Raw genomic sequence first — 18,074 nt, 5'->3', positions numbered from 1 at the left:
ATCCCGCACGGGCACCCCCTCTTTCGTGCGTGGAACAAGCAGGGCTCTAGTTCCCACTTGCCGCCTCGCGCTAACCGTTCCCAGGGCAACAGCTTGATCACGACGTGGCATCGGCGCGTTCCCGGGGGATGAACGTTTGATTGCGCGCATGCCAGGGGACTGCTCCCGACGGAGCCGAAACGTTCTCGGAAGAGGTTGTCGAATGGTCAGCTGTCGGGTGGGCCTGGTCGGTGCCGGGGGAGTGGCGCAGCGTCATGCGCGAGTGCTGTCCGGATTCGACGACGTCGAGATCGTCGGGGTGACCGACGTGGTTCCGGAGGCGGCGGCCGCGCTGGCCGCGCGGCACGACGCGCGGACCTTCACCGACGTGGCCGAGCTGCTGGCCGCCGGCCCCGACGCGGTGTACGTCTGCGTGCCGCCCTTCGCGCACGGCCCCGCCGAGGAGGCGGTGATCGACGCCGGGGTGCCGATGTTCGTGGAGAAGCCCGTCGCCGTCGACCTGGGCACCGCCGAACGCATCGCCGACCTCGTCGCCCGGCGCGGACTGCGTACCGCCGTCGGGCACCACTGGCGTTACCTGAGCGTGCTCGACACGGCCCGTGAGCTGCTCGCCGACCGTCCGGTGCGGATGGTCAGCGGGGCCTGGCTGGACAAGGTGCCGCCGGTGGCCTGGTGGTCGCGGCGCGACCGGTCCGGCGGCCCGGTCGTCGAGCAGGCCGCCCACGTGCTGGACCTGATCCGGGTGCTGGCCGGCGAGGTGACCGAGGTCACCGCGTACGGCGACGGCACGCCACCGCCCGTCGACGGCGCCGACATCGACTCGGTGACCACCGCCACGCTGCGCTTCGACAGCGGCGCGGTCGGCACGCTCAGCGCCGCCTGCGTGCTCGGCTGGAAGCACCGCGCCGGCCTGGAGATCCTCGCCGACGGGCTGGCCCTGTCGCTGGGCGAGGACGGCCTGTTGATCCGTGACGCCGACGGCGAACGGCACGTCCCGGCCGATCCGGAGGCCGCCCGGGTGGCGGTCGACCGCGCCTTCGTCGACGCCGTCCGCGGTGTCGGCGACGACGTGCGGGTCCCGTACGCCGAGGCGTTGCAGACCCAGCGGCTCGCCCTCGCGGTGGCCGACTCGGCCCGCGGTGGCCGGACGATCCGACTCACCACGCCCGCCGACTCAAACGCCCTGAGCGCCGGGGTGACCGTCGATGCGTGACCGGGTCGTCGCGGTCACCGCCCCCGGTCGGGTGGAGATCGTCGAGCAGGAGGCCGCGCCGCTGCGGCCCGGCACGTTCCGCGTCGAGACGCTGTTCAGCGGCGTCTCCGCCGGCACCGAGCTGAGCTACGTCAAGGGCACGAACCCCTACCTGAACGTCACCTGGAACGCCGACCTCGGGCTCTTCCAAACCGGCGCGGCCAGCACCCCGTACCCGGTGAACCGGCTGGGTTACATGCAGGTGGGCCGGGTGGTGGAGAGCGCGACCCCGGCGGTGGCGGTGGGCACGGTCGGCGCGATGACGTACGGGCACCGCACGGGCTGGCTGGCCGACCCGGTCGCCGAACGGTTCGTGCCGCTGCCGGACGATCTGGACCCGCTGCTCGGCGTCTACGTCGCGCACATGGGCCCGATCTGCGCGAACGGTCTGCTGCACGCCGCCGCCGACCTGCACGGCGCGGACGTCCGCGCGCTCGGCGACGGGGTACGCGGCCGGCGGGTCGCGGTGGTCGGCGCCGGAGTGGTGGGCCTGCTGACCGCCCTGCTGGCCCGCCGGCACGGCGCCGCGTCGGTGGTGGTGCTCGACCCGACCCCGCAGCGTCGTCGGGTCGCCGACGCGCTCGGCCTGGAATCGCTCGACCCGGAGGCCGACGACCCCGCCGTGGTGCTGAAGACCCGGTGGGCGCACGTCGCCGGCGACCGGGGCGCCGACGTGGTGTTCCAGTGCCGGGGTCGGGCGTGGGCGTTGCACCTCGCGCTGCGGCTCCTGCGACCGCAGGGCACCGTGATCGACCTGGCCTTCTACCAGGGCGGCGCGGACGCGGTCCGACTCGGCGAGGAGTTCCACCACAACGGCCTGGCGCTGCGCTGCGCGCAGATCGGACGGGTGCCGCGCGGGCTCGCGCCCACCTGGGACCGGGAGCGGCTCTCCGCCGAGACCGTCGACCTGCTGCGGACGTACGGCGACGTCATCCGCAAGCACCTGGTCTCGGCGGTGGTTCCGTTCGACGAGGCGCCCACCCTGCTCACCGACCTGGCCGAGCGCCGCCGTCAGGAGCTACAGGTGGTCCTGGCCGGCTGAGGAGCCGTCGCGGGGTGAGGGGGCCGGCTACCGTTCGCCCCATGAGCACCTCGACGGACACGCCGGGCGACAGCCGACCGATCGGTCTCCGCGCCCTGCTGCCGTACCTGCGCGAGCATCGGGGCACCCTCGTCGTGGTGGGCGTGCTGTCGCTGGCCGGTTCGGCGGCGTCACTGGCCCAACCGCTGCTCACCCGGTCGGTCCTCGACCGGATCGGCCGCGAGCACGCGGTCTGGTGGCTGGTGGCGGTGCTGGTGGGGCTCGTGGTGCTCGGCGCGGCGATCGGCGGCCTGCGCGACTACCTGCTGCAACGCACCGCCGAAGGACTGGTGCTGGGCACCCGGCGACGGCTGGCGGCCCACCTGCTGCGGCTCCCCATCGCCGAGTACGACCAGCGGCGTACCGGCGACCTGCTCTCCCGGGTGGGCTCGGACACCACGCTGCTGCGGGCGGTGGTCACCTCCGGCCTGTTCGAGGTGGTCACCGGAGCGGTGATGGTGGTCGGGGCGGGCACGGCGATGGTGCTGCTCGACCCGCTGCTGTTCGGCGTCACCCTGCTCGGGGTGGGCCTCGGGCTGGGCTTCGCGGCGACCTTCGCCCGGCGGGTCCGGGCGTTGGCCCGCGCCGCCCAGGAGCGGGTCGGCGAGATGACCTCGGCGGTGGAGCGGGCGATCTCGGCGGCCCGGACCATCCGGGCCAGCCGGGCCGAGGCGCGGGAGGCGGACACCGTCGCCGTGAGCGCCCGCGAGGCGTACGGGGCGGGGTTGCGGGTGGCCCGGGTGCAGGCGCTGATCGGCCCGATCGGCTCGGTCACCGTGCAGGGGGCGTTCCTGCTCGTGCTCGGCATCGGCGGGGCGCGGGTCGCCGACGGGGCGATCTCCGTCGGCGATCTGGTCGCCTTCGTCATGTACCTCTTCCTCCTGGCGTTGCCGCTGGGCCAGGTGCTGCGCGCGTACACCCAGTTGCAGTCCGGTCTGGGCGCCCTGCAGCGCATCGAGGAAATCCTGGACGTGCCGGCGGAGGGTGCGGCGGACCGACCGACGGCCGGGCCCGCGACGACGACCCCGCGCCGGCCCGCACCGATGATCGAGTTCGACCGGGTCGGATTCGGCTACCCGGGCGGCGCGTCGGTGCTGCACGAGGTCAGCTTCGCGGTGCCGGCCGGCACCCGTACCGCCCTGGTCGGCCCGTCGGGCGCCGGCAAGTCGACGCTGCTGGCCCTGGTCGAGCGCTTCTACGAGGTCAGCGCCGGCGCGGTCCGGGTCGACGGCGTGGACGTGCGGGAGCTGCCCCGCGACGCGCTGCGGGCCCGGCTCGGCTACGTGGAGCAGGAGGCGCCCGTGCTCGCCGGCACGCTGCGCGAGAACCTGCTGATCACCGCCCCCGACGCGACGGACGACCGGTTGCGCGAGGTCCTGGACGAGGTCAACCTCGCCCACCTGGCCCAGCGGACTCCGCAGGGTCTCGACGTGCAGGTGGGGGAGGGCGGGGTGCTGCTCTCCGGGGGTGAGCGGCAGCGGCTGGCCATCGGACGCGCCCTGCTGGCCGGCCCGCCGGTGCTGCTGCTCGACGAGCCGACCAGCAACCTCGACGCGCGCAACGAGGCCGCGCTGCGCCGCGCCATCGACGCGGTGGCCGTGCGCCGTACGCTGCTGATCGTGGCGCACCGACTCGCGACCGTGGTGGACGCCGACCAGATCGTCGTCCTCGACGGCGGCCGGGTGGTGGCCGTGGGCACCCATGCCGAACTGACCGCCACCGACCCGCTCTACCGGGAGTTGGCCACCCACCAACTGCTGGTCGCCTGAGGGGGACCAACTTGCCGGGCGGCCGGGCCGCCCGCGTCGGTCGAGAATCGCGTACCGTTGCCGCTCATGGGTGTGTCGCAACGGTTCAAGAGCAAGTTCCGGCGTTTCCTCCAGCGCCCGGGATCAACCGTGGATCTTGCTCCGCTGGAGAAGCTGCTGCCGGCGATCGCGGCGCGCGAGGACGACCTCGCCGCGCTTGACGACGCCGAGTTGACCGAGGCCGCCGGCGCCGCCACCGGCTACGAGGAGATCTGCGCGGTCGGCCGCGAGGCCGCCCGCCGGGGCCTCGACCAGCGGCCGTACGACGTGCAGCTACTCGGTGCGATGGCGCTGCTCTCCGGCAAGGTCGCCGAGATGGCCACCGGTGAGGGCAAGACGCTGACCGCCACCATCGCCGCGTACGGGCACGTCCGGCTGGGCAACGGTCCGGTGCACGTGCTCACCGTCAACGACTACCTGGCCCGCCGGGACGCCCAGTGGATGGAGCCCGTCTACACGCTGCTCGGCCTGACCGTCGGCTGGGTCAACGAGGCGTCCACGCCCCAGGAGCGGCGCGACGCGTACTCCTGCGACGTCACCTACATCTCGGTCAGCGAGGCGGGCTTCGACTACCTGCGCGACCAGCTCGTCACCGACGTCGAAGACCGCGTGCAGCCGGTGCTGACCACGGCGATCATCGACGAGGCCGACTCGATCATGATCGACGAGGCCCGGGTGCCGATGGTGCTCGCCGGCGCGGTGCCGGGCGAGCAGGATCCGGTGCACGCCGCCGCCGCGCTGGTGCGCGGCCTGCGCAAGGGCCGGCACTACACGATCGCCGAGGACGGGCGCAGCGTGGCGTTCACCTCCGCCGGCCTGGCCGCCGTCGAGGCCAAGCTCGGCATCGACCTGTACGACGAGGAGCACGTCGAGCAGCTCTCCGCCGTCCACGTGGCGCTGCACGCCCAGACCCTGCTGCACCGCGACGTGGACTACATCGTCCGGGACGGCTCGGTCGAGCTGATCGACGAGATGCGCGGCCGGGTGGCCCAGCGCCGCCGCTGGCCCGACGGGCTCCAGGCGGCGGTCGAGGCCAAGGAGGGGCTGGACGCCACCGCCGAGGGCGAGGTGCTCGGCACCATCGCCGTGCAGGCGTTCATCGCGCTCTACCCGAAGGTGTGCGGCATGACCGCCACCGCGGTGCTGGTCGGCGACCAGTTGCGGGAGTTCTTCAACCTCGAGGTCGCGGTGATCCCGCCGAACACCCCGTGCGTCCGCGAGGACGAGCCGGACCGGATCTACGCCACCCGCGCCGAGAAGGACGAGGCGCTGATCGACGAGATCCGCCGCTGCCACGACGCCGGGCGGCCGGTGCTCGTCGGCACGCTGGACGTCAAGGAGTCCGAGGCGCTGGCCGCCGGGCTCAACGCGGCCGGCGTGTCCTGCGTGGTGCTGAACGCCAAGAACGACGACGAGGAAGCGGCGATCATCGCCGAGGCCGGCGCGTACGGCGCGGTGACGGTCTCCACCCAGATGGCCGGCCGGGGCGTCGACATCCGCCTCGGCGGCAGCGACCAGGCCGACCGGGATCGGGTGGCCGAGCTCGGCGGCCTCTACGTGATCGGCAGCGGCCGGCACGACAGCCGCCGCGTCGACGACCAGCTGCGGGGCCGCGCCGGCCGGCAGGGCGACCCGGGCGGCTCGGTCTTCTTCGTCAGCCTGGAGGACGACCTGGTCGTCCGGCACGCCGCCGACGCGGTGCCCCCGTCGCCGCGGATGAACGCGGACGGCCTGGTCACCGACGAGCAGGTCGACTACGCGGTCGAGCACGCCCAGCGGGTCGCCGAGGGCGTCAACCACGAGATCCACCGCAACACCTGGCGCTACAGCGTGGTCATCGAGCAGCAGCGCATCGCCCTGGCCGCCCGCCGCGAGCGCCTGCTGACCAGCGACGTGGCCGCCCTCATGCTGCTGGACAAGGAGCCCGAGAAGGCCGGCGAGATGGACGAGGACCTGCTCGCCCGGGCGGCCCGGTCGATCGCGCTCTTCCACCTGGACCGCCTCTGGGCCGAGCACCTCGCCGAGCTGTCCGAGGTCCGTGAGGGCGTACACCTGCGTGCCCTGGGGCGGCTCGACCCGCTGGACGAGTTCCACCGGGCGGCGGTGCCGGCGTTCAACAACCTCGTCCCGGAGATCGAGGCGCGCACCATCGCCACGTTCAACGAGACCGAATTCGATGAGGACTGGGAGCCCGAGGACGGCACCCTGGTCCGGCCGACCGCCACCTGGACGTACCTGGTGCACGACAACCCGTTCGGCTCCGAGCTCGACCGGCTGATCGCCTCGATCGGGCGGCGACTCAGCAGCGCGTCGCGCTGACCTGGCTCGTAGGGGTCTCTGCCGTACCTCCGGGTAGGGCGGAGACCCCTCCTTGCGCCGTTTCGATCCCGGTTGCGAGGGTAGTAGGGCGGGTCGGTCAAGGCGGAAGAGAGCAGACGATGGCACACGTGACGACGTCGGCGGGATGGGTGCGAGGGCGTACGAGGGCAGTGCGACGGTGAACCTGGACACGCGGGAACCGGTGGTCGAACGACTCGGCGTGCTGGAGACAGCCGCGCTGTTGCGGGAGCTGACCGCCGGCCTGATCGGCCTGACCGATTTCGATGAGGCGCTGCTGGCGTTGGTCCGGGTCACCCGGGACGCGGTGGCCGGGGTGCGCTGGTGTGGGTTCACCGCACTGCGTGCCGGCGAGCCGGCCAGCCTGGCCGCCTCCGACGACCGGATGGCCGGCCTCGACGACCTGCGCCACGGGCCCGACACACCGGCGATGAGCGCGATCGCGCGCCGCGAGATGATCCTCGCGGTCGACCTGGCCGGCGAGCCGCGGTGGCCGACCTGGACGCCGCGCGCCCGTGACCTCGGCGTCCGAGGGGTGATCTCCGCGCCGGTGGACATCGACGACCAGGTGATCGGGGCGATCAACCTCTACGCCGCCGCGCCCGACGTGCTCACCCCGCAGCACCAACTCACCGCGATGCTGCTCGCCGAACACGCCGGTCTGCTGCTGGCCGCCGTGCGGGACCGGGGCCGCCAGCAGGCGCTCGCCGGGGAGCGGGACGCCGCGCTCCTGCACGAGGGTGTCGTCGGCCAGGCGATCGGGGTGATCATGACGCAGCGGGGGTGCCCGGCCGCCGAGGCCCTGGACGTGCTGCGTACCGCCGCCTCGTCGCTGGACATACCGCTGCGCGAGGTCGCCGAACGCCTCGTACGGACGGTCTCCCGCCCTCGCGAGAGCTGACCGTCGACCGGTGCGGGTGGATGCCCGTTCTCCCGGTCGGCGGCGAGTCGGGCGGCGTCGTTTCACCTCTCGGGCGCTCGGGTAGCACTCTGGTACTGGTGGACTGCGCCTGACCCTGGGGAGGACCGATGCAGAGCCGGCTGCGGGTGCAGGGGCACCCCATCCAACCGATGTTGGTGACGTTCCCGCTCGGGCTCTTCGTCAGCGCCACGGTCTTCGACCTCACCGACGTCGCCGGCGGGCCGGTCTTCCTCGGTGAGGTCGGCTACTGGACCGGCGTCGCCGCCCTCTTCGCCGCCGCCATGACGGCCGTCGCGGGCATGGTCGACCTGTGGGACGTGCCGGTCGACGGCACCCGCCGTACCGCCATCGCCTTCAACCTCGTGAACGCCGCCATGGCGGGGCTGTTCCTGATCACCAGCCTGGTCCGCGCCCACTCGCCCGATCGTGGCGCGACGGCCGCGATCCTGTTCACCGAACTGGTGGCGCTGACGGCCGGCGGGGTTGGCGTGTACCTGGGCGCGCGGCTCATGCGCCAGTTCGACGGGGGTCGCGTCGAGACCGGCAGCCTGGACACCCTCGCCGGTGGCACGGTCGAGGTCGTCCGCCCCCGCCCGTGACCGACTCGGTCTTTGCATGATCGACTCGGTTTCCGGAAAGACGGGGCGTCGGCGACTCGGTGACAGAACGGCTTCCAGGAACGCGAGTCGATCAAGCGCCGGGTAATTGGATTGCCGCTCGGGTGGCGTGCCGGCGAGGCTGATCGCCGTGACTGATGCGCGTACCGCCGAGGACCTGATCGCGGAGGCCGCCGCCGCGCCCGTCGACGGCTGGGGTTTCGACTGGCTGTCCGGCCGGGCCACCGAGGAGCGTCCACCCTGGGGGTACGCCCGCCTCGTCGCCGACCGGATGGGTCGCGCCGCCGCCGCGCTGGACGTGGACACCGGCGGGGGCGAGGTGCTGGCGGAGGTGCCGCGCCCGCCGAAGGTGCTCGTCGCCACCGAGGCGTGGCCGCCGAACGTCCTGGTGGCACGACGGAACCTGCGCCCGCTCGACGCGACGGTGGTGGCCGTCGCGCCGGACTCGGCGCTGCCGTTCCGGAACGGCTCCTTCGACCTGGTGGTGAGCCGGCACCCGGTGCGCACCGACTGGGCGGACACGGCCCGGGTGCTGCGCCCCGGGGGGACGTACCTGTCGCAGCAGATCGGGCCGGGCACCATGCGGGAGCTGAGCGAGGCGATCCTCGGCCCGCTGCCACCCCCGGACGGCCGGCACCCCGAGGAGGCGGTCGCTTCCGCCGAGTCGGCGGGCCTGCGCGTGGTCGACCTGCGCCGGGCCACGCTGCGCGCGACGTTCCACGACATCGGCGCGGTGGTCTGGTTCCTGCGCAAGGTCGTCTGGACCGTGCCGGGCTTCAGTGTGGACCGCCACCGCGCGCCGCTACTCGCCCTACACCGCCGCATCACCGAGCAGGGCCCCTTCGTAGCCCACGCCCAACGCTTCCTGATCGAAGCAACCCACCCCTAACCCCGCCCCCGACCCCGCCCTCCCGCCGACCCCGCGCCGATCTTGCACTTACTGTTGGCGTTTTGCCCCATATATACCTTTAGTCGCCACAGAAACCGCAAGATCGACGGGCGAGGGCGAGGGCGAGGGCGAGGGCGAGGGCGAGGGCGAGGGCGGGGCGGGGCGGGGGCGGGTTAGTGGGGGTGGGAGTTGTGGTGGGCGGCCAGGACGTCGGCGCCGAAGTCGCTGGCCGGGCGGCGGAGCACGGTGTGTGCGTGGTTGCCGTCGTCGCTGGTGTTGTCGTACTCGATCAGCAGGTCGTCGCCCTGCACCCGGTAGTAGTGGCGCTGCCCCGGGTTGGTCGGACCGGCCCAGGCGAAGTGCAGCGGCCCGCCGGCGAGCCGGGCGGCCTCGCGGACGGCCAGCTCGGGCGGTAGCCGGTCCAGGTAGAGCGCGACGATCTGGTCGAGCAGCGCCCGGCCGGTGGGGCCGAGTCGGTCGGCCGGTACGCCGAGGGGTTCGAGTGGCCCGTCGACGCGGGGGCGGGTGGCGCTGATGATGTCCGTCGGGGCCTCGTCGGCGATGATCGCGGCGGCCCGCCCGGCGGGGCCCAGGGCGTCCAGCAGGGCGCGGCCCAGATCCTCCTCCACGCCGAGCGGTCGGGAGACGGGCCGCCCGGCGTACCGCACCGCGGCCGGATTGGCGCCGAAGAAGACCGGCGCGGGGGAGACCTGGTCGTCCACGACGGTCATGGTCACCGACAGGTGGTGCCCTTCGAGCCGCCACGCCCAGCGGTCGTCGCGCGCCGGGTCTCCGAACACGGCGATCCAGTAGTCGCCGCTGTGCCGCCCGCGACGCCACCCCTCGGCCCGGTCCAGGACCTCCTCCAGCGCGATGATCGCCATGGCCTGGGCGTACGCCGATGGGCTGAGGGCGGTGGCCAGTAGCCGGTGCGCGGCCTTGCGCCCGGCGATGTCCAGCGCGGCGAGGCAGACGCCGGGGCGCGGGCGCGGCCGGTACTCCAGCCAGCGCCGGGCCGGCTCGTCGTCGAAGGGGTACACGGCGTCGTCGCGGGTCGCGGGGGCGAGCGCGGTCAGCAGGGCGCTGCCGGCGGCACGCATCTGTTCGGGCAGGGGATCTTCCACCGCCCCTGTATACCGTCAGTCGGCCCGCAGCAGCCGCACCATGTCCGGCAGGTCGAAGAACTGCGCGGTCTCCAACGCCGAGGGGTTGCCGTACGCCGGATCGGCGCCGGCGGCCAGGAGCGCGCGGACGGCGTCGGCGCTGCTGCGAAAGACCGCGGCGGCCAGGGCGCTCTGACCTCGGTCGTTGGTACGCGTGTGGTCCGCGCCCCGGGCCAGCAACGCGGCCACCGTGTCGGGGTGGGAGTGGTAGGCGGCCAGGATCAGCAGGGTGTCGCCCTTGTCGTTGGTCAGGTTGACCGGCAGGCCGGCGTCGACCTGGGCGGCCAGTTCGTCGGCGGCGCCCGCGCGGGCCAGGTCGAACATCCGGTGTGCGAACGCCAGGGTCTCGGCGTCGAGGTCGTCGGTCACCGGTCCAGGCTAGGGCGCGACGGAGGACTCCGCACCCGCGCGGGACATCTCGGCATGTGGAATTACCTACTAAACCTATAGGCTTTGCCGTCTAGAGTACGAGGGCACCCCACGCACCGACCCGCGAGGAACCACCGATGACCCACGATCGCCCGGCCACCGACCTGCTCGCTGTCGCCGCCCGCTGGGCCGACCCGGCCGGCTGGCCGGTGACGCTGCGCTTCGATCCCAGCGAGCGCTGGTACGCCCGGCTCGCCACCGCCGACGACCACGAGGTGTGGGCGCTGAGCTGGCTACCCGGCCAGGGCACCGACCTGCACGATCACGGCGGCTCCGCCGGAGCGTTCCGGGTGGTGGCCGGCGCCCTCACCGAGGAGACGGTCAGCCGGGGGCGGCTGCTGCCCCGCGTGCTGCCCGCCGGCGCCGGCCGTCGTTTCGGCGCTCACCACGTCCACCAGGTCACCAATCGCGGCGCGGACCCGGCGGTCAGCGTGCACGTCTACCGGCCGGCGCTGCGCCGGATGACCCGCTACGACCTTCTGGACGGCCGACTGCGCGCCGCCGAGGTCGCCGAGGCCGGCCGATCCTGGTGAACCGCCCCGACCCTCTCTTTCCCGGAAGGAATCGATAATGCAGCTCACCGCCGAGCACTGTCCGGCGCCCGTACCACCGCCGGGCTCCCGCGGCATCGACGAGATCCTGGCGGCCGCGCGTGCCCGGCTCGACCGGCTGGACCCGGAGCGGGCGCACCTGGCGTACCGGGCGGGGGCCCTGCTGGTCGACATCCGGCCGGCGGCCCAGCGCGCCGCGCACGGCGTCGTGCCCGGCTCGCTCACGATCGAGCGCAACGTGCTGGAGTGGCGCTTCGACCCGCGCTGTCCGGCCCGGCTGCCCGAAGCCGTCGACTACGACGTGCCGGTGGTGATCCTCTGCCAGGAGGGTTACACCTCGTCACTGGCCGCCGCCGCGTTGCAGGACATCGGCCTGCACCGGGCCACCGACGTCGACGGCGGGTTCGCCGCCTGGCGCATCGCCGGCCTGCCGGCGCTCGGTCCGACCCCCCTGCACCGCGCAACCCCCCTCGCGCCCCCGGTCACCGCCGGTTGGGCGCGCCGCTGACCCCCACGCCGCACCGGGCGTGGCGGGCGTACCGCCATCAGGAGGCACGATGTCCGTCGTCGCGATCCCCACCCGTCCCTACTCGCCGGGTCACCCGGGACGGGCCGTCGGCCGCCCGCGCACCGGCCCCACCCTGACCATCACCCTCGACCTGGCCCCCGGGCCGATGAGCCCCCGGCTGGCCCGGCTGGTGCAGCTGCTCGGCGAGCTGGCCGAGGCCGGCGAGGGTCGGCTGGGTCCCGCCGACGACGTACCGCAGACGCCGCGACCGCTCGCGCGCCCCACCGTCGTCGAGGCGTCCGCGGTGGCCGACGCCGCCGATGTCCGCATCCTGGCCGGCTCGCGGACCGTCCGGCACGGCGACCGGGTGGTCGCCCTCACCCGCATCGAGTACGACCTGCTGCTCTTTCTCGCCGAGCGCCCGCACCGCGTCTTCACCCGCCTGCAGCTGCTGTCGAACGTCTGGGGCTACGAGCACGCGGTGGCCCGGACCGTGGACGTGCACGTCCGGCGGCTACGCGCCAAGCTCGACGGCGCGGAGGTGGTCACCACCGTCTACGGGGTGGGTTACCGCCTCGGCGACGAGGCGCGGATCAGCGTGGACCACACCCGCTGAGCGGGCCGGGCGGCCGGCCGGGGCGCGGCGGCATCCGCATGGTGAACAGGACGGGGACCCCCGTAACGGGGCATCCGGGTGGCTCTGCTGTAATCATCTGGCTTCGTACGCAGAGCGAGCGTCTGGCTCCGATGCGTTCGCCAATTGTCACATTCATGCAACGCAGCCGCCTCTTGACCCTCGCCCGGACGCCGGGAAGCATCGATGAAGCGGCGTCCCGGGCCGTGGGGAGATACCCGGACCAGCCCAAGGAGGACCATGTCGGTCAGCCCCGCCTCGTCGCGCGCCGGATGGCATACGTCCCAACCCGCGGTGCCCGGTCGACCTCCCGGCGGTCAACGCCGCCCGGCGAACACCGCCGCGCCCGTGCTCACCGTGACGTTGTCCATCCCGCTGACCTGCGAGGAGTCGCTGACGCCGCCGGCCCAGCGGCTGCTCGAAGCCGCGCGTGAGCTGCTCGAACGGGGCGAAGGCGTGGTCACCAGCTCCGTTCCGGCCGAGCGCCGCGCCGACGGTGTGCCGGCCAACCGGTCACCCGTGCGGGCCCTCACCCCGACGATCCCCGCCCTGCACATCCTGGCGTCGTCCCGGTCGGTGCTGCGCGACGACGAGCCGCTGCCCCTGACCCGGTTGGAGTTCGACCTGCTGCTGCACCTCGTCGCACACCCCCGCCGTGTCTTCACCCGGCTGCAACTGCTCAACGCCGTGTGGGGCTACGAGCACGCCGGGGTTCGCACCGTCGACGTGCACGTACGCCGGCTGCGCGGCAAGGTCGGCGTCGACGTGCCCCTGGTCACCACGGTCTACGGCGTGGGCTATCGGTTGGCCGACGACGCGCTCGTCACCGTCGACCGGACCGGCTGACCGCCACCACCGCTCGCCGCTCCCAGGCGGGGCAGGATGGACCGGTGCGCATCCGTCCCATCTCGCCCGACCTGCTCGTCGCCGAACTGACCGGCCGCCTCGCCGACGCCTCGGCTACCGTCGAGCCCGCCCGGCTGCGCGTCGCCGTCGACGGCGCTCCCGCCGCCGGCCCGGACGAGCTGGCCGCCGCGCTGATCGACCCGCTGCGCGCGCGGGGCCGTCCGGTCCTGCACGTACGCGCCGACGACTTCCTCCGGCCCGCGTCGCTACGCTTCGAACTCGGCCGCACCAACCCGGACGCCTACTACGAGGGCTGGCTCGACGAGGCCGGCCTGCGCCGTGAGGTGCTCGACCCGGCCGGCCCCGGCGGCGACGGGCGGGTGCTGCCGTCGCTGTGGGACCCGGTCGCCGACCGGGCCAGCCGCGCCGCGTACCTCGACCTGCCGCCGGGCGGCGTGGTCCTGGTCAGCGGCGCGCTCCTGCTCGGCGGCGCGCTGCCGTTCGACGTGACCGTCCACCTTCAGGTGTCCACGGCGGCCCTGCGCCGCCGCACCGATCCGGGCCGGGGGTGGACCCTGCCGGCCTTCGACCGTTACGCCGACGAGGTGGTTCCCGCCAGCTTCGCCGACGTGGTCGTACGCGCCGACGACCCCCGCCATCCCGCGCTCGTCGAGGCGCCCGACGAGGGCTGAAATTGGCTCGTTTGCGGGCCGGGTCCGGCGGGTACTCGCCCGGCTCACAGAGCGTGGGTGATCGCCCGCGTACCGCATGCGACCGCTACCCGGGGCGCCACGCCGCCGGACCCGGTTCACGGGAACCTTAGGCCAGGAAAGGCAGGCAGCGATGCTCGTCCACGACACGGTCGACACCGGCCGCTCCCAGACGGAGATCGACCAGATCCGGCAGTCCCTGCAGGCGCGCTACGACGACCTGACGGCGGAGTACGACCAGGCTGTCCTGCAGAGTCAGGTGCTGCGTCTGGTGGAGGTCGGCGACACCGCCGGCGACGACCAGGCCGACAGCGGCACCAAGACGGCCGAGCGGGACACCGCCCAGTCCCTCCTGCGCACGATCCTCGACCGACGCGCCCAGTACGAGCACGCCCTGGGCCGCCTCGCCGAGGGCACGTACGGCTGGTGCGAGGGCTGCAAGGCGGCGATCCCGGTCGAGCGGCTGGAGATCTTCCCGGCCGCCACCACTTGTGTCACCTGCAAGCAGACCCGCGAAAGGCGGGCGGCCTGAGCGACGGCAGCGGTTGCCGGTCGGTCCGCGACACGATGGACTCCACCCATGGGTGACATTCTGGTGGGCACCGCGTCCTGGACCGACCGCACGCTGCTCGACTCGGGCTGGTATCCCCAGACGGCGGACAACCCCGAGAAACGCCTCGCGTACTACGCCCGGCAGTTCCCGCTGGTCGAGGTGGACGCCACCTACTACTCGCCGCCGGCCGAGTCGACCGCACGGCTCTGGGTCGACCGCACGCCCGCCGGCTTCACGTTCAACATCAAGGCGTTCAGCCTGCTGACCGGCCATCCCACCCGGGTCAACGCGCTCTACAAGGACCTGCGACCGGAGACCGACAAGAAGAACGTCTACCCCGACGACCTGCCCGCGCAGGCGTACGAGGAGGTGTGGACGCGCTTCCTGTCCGCGCTGGACCCCCTCGTGGAGGCGGGCAAGCTGGGCGCGCTGCTGTTCCAGTTCCCGCCCTGGTTCACGATCAAGCGGGCCAACAAGCAGTACCTGCTGGAGGTGGCGAAGCGCTGCGCCCCCCTGCTACCGGTCTACGAGTTCCGGCACGCGTCCTGGTTCGACGGCGACAACGCCGACGAGACGCTGACGTTCCTGCGCGAGCACGACCTGTCGTACGTCTGCGTGGACATGCCGCAGGGTCACCGCTCGTCGGTGCCCCCGGTGCTGGCCGCCACGGGTGACCTGGCCGTGGTGCGCTTTCACGGCCACAGTGACAAGTGGACCAGTAAGGACATCCACGAGAAGTTCGGCTACCACTACTCCAAGCGGGAGCTCAAGGACTGGGCGCCCAAGCTGCGCGAGCTGGCCGACTCCGCCAGCCAGACCCACGTGCTCATGAACAACTGTTACCGCGACTACGCGCAACAGAACGGCCAGCAGTTGCAGGCCCTGCTGGCCGGGTAACGCGGCGAGCCGGCCAGGGTCGGGTTCGTGCGGGCGCAGATAGTGCCGAGAGCTTCTGGTGCGGCAGCGGCCCGCCCTGGGAGGGTGACGGCTAGTCGCCCTCCGGTGCCCCCAGGTGCGGGCGGTGCTCTGCGATCCAGCGCTCCACATCGTCGATCCGCCACACCGCGCCCATCCCGAGTACGTCGAACGGGGCTGGAAAGTCTGGACGGTCGATGATCTCCGCCGCCCGCTGGCGGGACACCCCGAGGCGGCGAGAGATCTCTCCGCGTCCGTACAGGTGCCGTGGCATGGGCGCAGGCTAGCCACACCGCAGGCTGTCAAACCGCAGCCCTGCCAAACTGCACCCTGCATCTTGACAAGGCGGGGATGCCGACAAACGATGGGCGTACGAAGTTGGCCCGGGGCGTTGTTGCACCGCCGCCCCGGGCCTCGATCGCCGCGAGGAGGCGACCCAGTGAAGGAAGTGAAGCGGTCCGAGATCGGGCGCATCCGGCCGCCCAACTGGGGCGGGAGGTCCGGCGATGCCCGCAGGTGAGGAGGCTGGCACCCCGTCTGCCGGTGTAGGCGTGCTGACGGCAGAGGAACGATGGGCGATGATCGACGCGCTGTTGGGCGCCCTCGACGCGTACGCCGAGACGGGCGATCACGGTGCGGCGTCGGCGTCACCCACTGAGCGGGAGGTCGGCCGCTGGGCGGATGCCCGCGCGCAGGTGATCCGCGACCTACTGATCAAGCTGGGTGCGCCCGAGGAGGAGCACTACCCGAAGGCCCCCGATCGCGTACCTGACAGCCTGGTGTAGCCCCTGCGCCTGCGGCCCGCGACGACCCCGCGTCCGTCTCACCCGATCCGGGTGGGGCTGGCTCACCCGCTCGCCCGGCATGGTGGGCACGGTGGTGACGGCCGCCCGACGGCCGGAGACGACACGGAGGTGACGGGGATGACGGTTCGACTGGTGACGGATCGACGGCGCGGTGCCGTCCTGCACGTGGTCGGCACGGCGGACAACGCCCGACGTGCCCCGCAGGGCAGCCCGGTACGCGCCCGGCGCGGTCCCGTGGGACCGCCGCGACGTACCGACGAGCGACGCTGGGAGGCCACGGAACGGGGGTCGACCGATGCCTGACTCGATGATCTCCGCGTTCGAGAGTTCGCTGGACAAGACCAACCTGATCCTCAAGGACATCGAGAACGCCTACGGGTGGCCGAAGGAGCGGCGCAACCAGTCGTACGCCGCCCTGCGCACGGTGCTGCACCTGCTGCGGGACCGGTTGGCGGTCAACGAGAGCGTCGAGTTCGCCCAGCAGTTGCCCGTGCTGGTCCGGGGGATCTACTTCGACGGCTGGAACCCGTCCGACGTGCCGATCAAGCTCAACCGCGACGACTTCCTCTACGAGGTCCGCCAGGGCTTCCCGTACGACGCCGAGGGCGGTGCCGAGCGGGTGACGCAGGTGGTGCTCGACACCCTGCGCCGGCACGTCACCCAGGGCGAGTGGCAGGACGTGAAGGACACCATGCCCAAGGACATCGCCATGATGCTGCCCTGAGACGGGCCTATCGAGCGGCGCTGTCCGGCGGGGAAGGCACCCGGGACACCGGGTGGCCGGCCCCGCGGGCCAGCGCCGCGAACGTGACGGCGTCGGTGACCGCCGCCCCGCCGGGGTCGTTGTTGAAATAGACGTACGCCGGCTCGTCCGCGTCGAACGCGTCGGTGAGCCGGCGGACCCACGAGCCGAGCGCCGTACGCCCGTAGTGCGGCCACGGCCGGGCCCGCCCCTCGTGCAGCCGTAGGTAGCCGAAGTCGGTGGTCCGCCAACGCGGGGCCACCGGTCGACCGAGGCGATCCGCCCAGACCAGCGCCGCCCGCCGCCGTTCCAGGACCACCCGGGTGGCGTCGGTCCACCACGACGGGTGCCGGGGCTCCACCGCCACCCGCACGTCCTGCGGGAACAGCCGCAGCGTCGCGTCGAGCGCGTCGACGTCCGCCCGCAGGTTCGGTGGCAGTTGCAGCAGCACCGGGCCGAGTCGGTCGCCGAGGGCGGTGGCCCGGCCGAGGAACCGCGCCACCGGCTCGGCCGGCTCCCGCAGACGTTTGATGTGGGTGAGGTAGCGGCTCATCTTGACCGCCACGCAGAAGTCGGGCGGGGTGCGTTCCCGCCACGCCGCGAACGTCTCGCGTTCGGGCAGCCGGTAGAACGCGTTGTTGACCTCGACGGTGGCGAAGCCCGACGCGAAGTGCTCCAACCAGAGACGCTGCGGCATCCCCTGCGGGTAGTAGCGGCCCCGCCAGTCCCGGTACTGCCAGCCCGACGTGCCCACCAGGATCACCGCCCCATCCTGGCACTCTCCGCCGCCGCCCGCGAACCGACCGTGTCGTCCCGGTTCGACGTCTACGGTGTGGGTTAGAGAAGATCGCGCGTGGGGTACCACCCGCAGCACGACGGACCCCGGCGTACGGCGGGGCGGCACACCCGAGGGAGTACCGATGGCACTCAACGACGATGACATGCAGACCACGGGCGGCAGCGGCCTGGAGGGTCCGGCCGACGGTGGCGCGACCCCGGGTCACCAGGACGGTGGCGCTGACGGTGGCGCGGAGGGTCCGGCCGATGGTGGCGCGACCCCGGGTCACCAGGACGGTGGCGCCGATGGTGGCGCGGAGGGTCCGGCCGACGGTGGCGCGACCCCGGGTCACCAGGACGGTGGCGCCGATGGTGGCGCGGAGGGTCCGGCCGATGGTGGCGCGACCCCGGGTCACCAGGACGGTGGCGCTGACGGCAGCGCCCGGTAGCGGCACGTCATGACGTACCTCGACCCGCCGGGCGGCCGCGGCCGCCCGGCGGGTACCTCCCTGGCCCCCCACGGCGCGGCCGTCG

At 73.1% G+C, this 18,074-nt stretch carries 22 protein-coding genes; 18 read left to right on the top strand and 4 right to left on the bottom strand.

All coding sequences use genetic code 11. From position 1 onward, the window contains the following. The first annotated feature begins 202 nt into the window (after positions 1 to 202). The 7 genes from ACIA3K_RS05855 to ACIA3K_RS05825 all read left to right on the top strand — a co-directional run bounded on the left by ACIA3K_RS05855 (position 203) and on the right by ACIA3K_RS05825 (position 8,906). Positions 203 to 1,213: a Gfo/Idh/MocA family protein gene (locus ACIA3K_RS05855; RefSeq protein WP_396799412.1), complete on the top strand. Its 1,011-nt coding sequence runs from the start codon at positions 203 to 205 to the stop codon at positions 1,211 to 1,213. After that, on the top strand, positions 1,206 to 2,294 hold the full coding sequence (locus tag ACIA3K_RS05850; protein WP_396799411.1) for a zinc-binding dehydrogenase: 1,089 nt from the start codon (positions 1,206 to 1,208) through the stop codon (positions 2,292 to 2,294). The genes ACIA3K_RS05855 and ACIA3K_RS05850 overlap by 8 nt, the downstream gene beginning before the upstream one ends. Before the next feature lie 41 nt (positions 2,295 to 2,335). Beyond that, entirely contained in the window at positions 2,336 to 4,102 is a 1,767-nt protein-coding gene (locus ACIA3K_RS05845; RefSeq protein WP_396799410.1) for an ABC transporter ATP-binding protein, read from the top strand. Positions 4,103 to 4,168: 66 nt separating this feature from the next. Then, positions 4,169 to 6,460, top strand: a complete 2,292-nt coding sequence (gene secA2 / locus ACIA3K_RS05840) for an accessory Sec system translocase SecA2 (RefSeq protein ID WP_396799409.1) — start codon at positions 4,169 to 4,171, stop codon at positions 6,458 to 6,460. A gap of 178 nt (positions 6,461 to 6,638) precedes the next feature. Continuing rightward, complete coding sequence (locus tag ACIA3K_RS05835) at positions 6,639 to 7,379, top strand: GAF and ANTAR domain-containing protein (protein ID WP_396799408.1); 741 nt, start codon at positions 6,639 to 6,641, stop codon at positions 7,377 to 7,379. Positions 7,380 to 7,507: 128 nt separating this feature from the next. After that, entirely contained in the window at positions 7,508 to 7,999 is a 492-nt protein-coding gene (locus ACIA3K_RS05830) for a DUF2231 domain-containing protein (RefSeq protein ID WP_396799407.1), read from the top strand. A gap of 148 nt (positions 8,000 to 8,147) precedes the next feature. Beyond that, positions 8,148 to 8,906 (top strand): methyltransferase domain-containing protein, encoded by a 759-nt coding sequence (locus ACIA3K_RS05825; protein WP_396799406.1) that lies wholly within the window; start codon positions 8,148 to 8,150, stop codon positions 8,904 to 8,906. Between the two features lie 173 nt (positions 8,907 to 9,079). On the opposite strand, the gene ACIA3K_RS05820 is transcribed toward ACIA3K_RS05825, so the two are convergent. Together ACIA3K_RS05820 and ACIA3K_RS05815 are read right to left on the bottom strand one after the other, a co-directional pair. After that, complete coding sequence (locus ACIA3K_RS05820) at positions 9,080 to 10,030, bottom strand: DUF3500 domain-containing protein (protein WP_396799405.1); 951 nt, start codon at positions 10,028 to 10,030, stop codon at positions 9,080 to 9,082. 15 nt (positions 10,031 to 10,045) lie between these two features. Further along, complete coding sequence (locus ACIA3K_RS05815) at positions 10,046 to 10,438, bottom strand: ankyrin repeat domain-containing protein (protein ID WP_355052430.1); 393 nt, start codon at positions 10,436 to 10,438, stop codon at positions 10,046 to 10,048. Between the two features lie 137 nt (positions 10,439 to 10,575). Between ACIA3K_RS05815 and ACIA3K_RS05810 the strand changes: the two genes are divergently transcribed. From ACIA3K_RS05810 to ACIA3K_RS05780, 7 genes are all read left to right on the top strand, one after another. Continuing rightward, entirely contained in the window at positions 10,576 to 11,031 is a 456-nt protein-coding gene (locus ACIA3K_RS05810; RefSeq protein WP_396799404.1) for a cysteine dioxygenase, read from the top strand. 37 nt (positions 11,032 to 11,068) lie between these two features. Continuing rightward, positions 11,069 to 11,557 carry a rhodanese-like domain-containing protein gene (locus ACIA3K_RS05805; protein ID WP_396799403.1) on the top strand — a complete coding sequence of 163 codons (489 nt, stop codon included), beginning with the start codon at positions 11,069 to 11,071 and terminating at the stop codon, positions 11,555 to 11,557. 49 nt (positions 11,558 to 11,606) lie between these two features. Beyond that, complete coding sequence (locus tag ACIA3K_RS05800; RefSeq protein WP_396799402.1) at positions 11,607 to 12,173, top strand: winged helix-turn-helix domain-containing protein; 567 nt, start codon at positions 11,607 to 11,609, stop codon at positions 12,171 to 12,173. Between the two features lie 258 nt (positions 12,174 to 12,431). Continuing rightward, entirely contained in the window at positions 12,432 to 13,037 is a 606-nt protein-coding gene (locus tag ACIA3K_RS05795; protein WP_396799401.1) for a winged helix-turn-helix domain-containing protein, read from the top strand. A gap of 44 nt (positions 13,038 to 13,081) precedes the next feature. Further along, the gene (locus ACIA3K_RS05790; protein ID WP_396799400.1) at positions 13,082 to 13,729 is read left to right on the top strand and encodes a uridine kinase; all 648 of its coding nucleotides are present in this window, start codon (positions 13,082 to 13,084) and stop codon (positions 13,727 to 13,729) included. A 151-nt stretch (positions 13,730 to 13,880) separates the two neighbouring features. Continuing rightward, positions 13,881 to 14,279: a TraR/DksA C4-type zinc finger protein gene (locus tag ACIA3K_RS05785; RefSeq protein ID WP_355052436.1), complete on the top strand. Its 399-nt coding sequence runs from the start codon at positions 13,881 to 13,883 to the stop codon at positions 14,277 to 14,279. A gap of 48 nt (positions 14,280 to 14,327) precedes the next feature. Continuing rightward, on the top strand, positions 14,328 to 15,197 hold the full coding sequence (locus ACIA3K_RS05780) for a DUF72 domain-containing protein (protein ID WP_396799399.1): 870 nt from the start codon (positions 14,328 to 14,330) through the stop codon (positions 15,195 to 15,197). A 91-nt stretch (positions 15,198 to 15,288) separates the two neighbouring features. Here ACIA3K_RS05780 and ACIA3K_RS05775 read toward each other — a convergent pair whose 3' ends face one another. Continuing rightward, positions 15,289 to 15,489 (bottom strand): helix-turn-helix transcriptional regulator, encoded by a 201-nt coding sequence (locus ACIA3K_RS05775; protein WP_396799398.1) that lies wholly within the window; start codon positions 15,487 to 15,489, stop codon positions 15,289 to 15,291. Between the two features lie 304 nt (positions 15,490 to 15,793). Here ACIA3K_RS05775 and ACIA3K_RS05770 point away from each other — a divergent pair, with 304 nt between their 5' ends. The 3 genes from ACIA3K_RS05770 to ACIA3K_RS05760 all read left to right on the top strand — a co-directional run bounded on the left by ACIA3K_RS05770 (position 15,794) and on the right by ACIA3K_RS05760 (position 16,745). After that, positions 15,794 to 16,000 carry a hypothetical protein gene (locus ACIA3K_RS05770; protein ID WP_396799397.1) on the top strand — a complete coding sequence of 69 codons (207 nt, stop codon included), beginning with the start codon at positions 15,794 to 15,796 and terminating at the stop codon, positions 15,998 to 16,000. Between the two features lie 138 nt (positions 16,001 to 16,138). After that, entirely contained in the window at positions 16,139 to 16,324 is a 186-nt protein-coding gene (locus tag ACIA3K_RS05765) for a hypothetical protein (protein WP_396799396.1), read from the top strand. After that, positions 16,317 to 16,745 carry a DUF2267 domain-containing protein gene (locus ACIA3K_RS05760; protein ID WP_396799395.1) on the top strand — a complete coding sequence of 143 codons (429 nt, stop codon included), beginning with the start codon at positions 16,317 to 16,319 and terminating at the stop codon, positions 16,743 to 16,745. Before ACIA3K_RS05765 ends, ACIA3K_RS05760 begins: the two co-directional genes overlap by 8 nt. A gap of 7 nt (positions 16,746 to 16,752) precedes the next feature. On the opposite strand, the gene ACIA3K_RS05755 is transcribed toward ACIA3K_RS05760, so the two are convergent. Then, positions 16,753 to 17,526 carry a DUF72 domain-containing protein gene (locus ACIA3K_RS05755; protein ID WP_396799394.1) on the bottom strand — a complete coding sequence of 258 codons (774 nt, stop codon included), beginning with the start codon at positions 17,524 to 17,526 and terminating at the stop codon, positions 16,753 to 16,755. 157 nt (positions 17,527 to 17,683) lie between these two features. On the opposite strand from ACIA3K_RS05755, the gene ACIA3K_RS05750 reads away from it, so the two are divergent. Continuing rightward, positions 17,684 to 17,989: a hypothetical protein gene (locus ACIA3K_RS05750; protein WP_396799393.1), complete on the top strand. Its 306-nt coding sequence runs from the start codon at positions 17,684 to 17,686 to the stop codon at positions 17,987 to 17,989. Positions 17,990 to 18,074: the final 85 nt, after the last annotated feature.

The sequence above is a fragment of the Micromonospora sp. NPDC051543 genome (genome assembly GCF_044454415.1).
Lineage (GTDB): Bacteria > Actinomycetota > Actinomycetes > Mycobacteriales > Micromonosporaceae > Micromonospora.
Note: the sequence above shows the minus strand (reverse complement) of the source record. Positions and strands in the feature narration are given on the sequence as shown.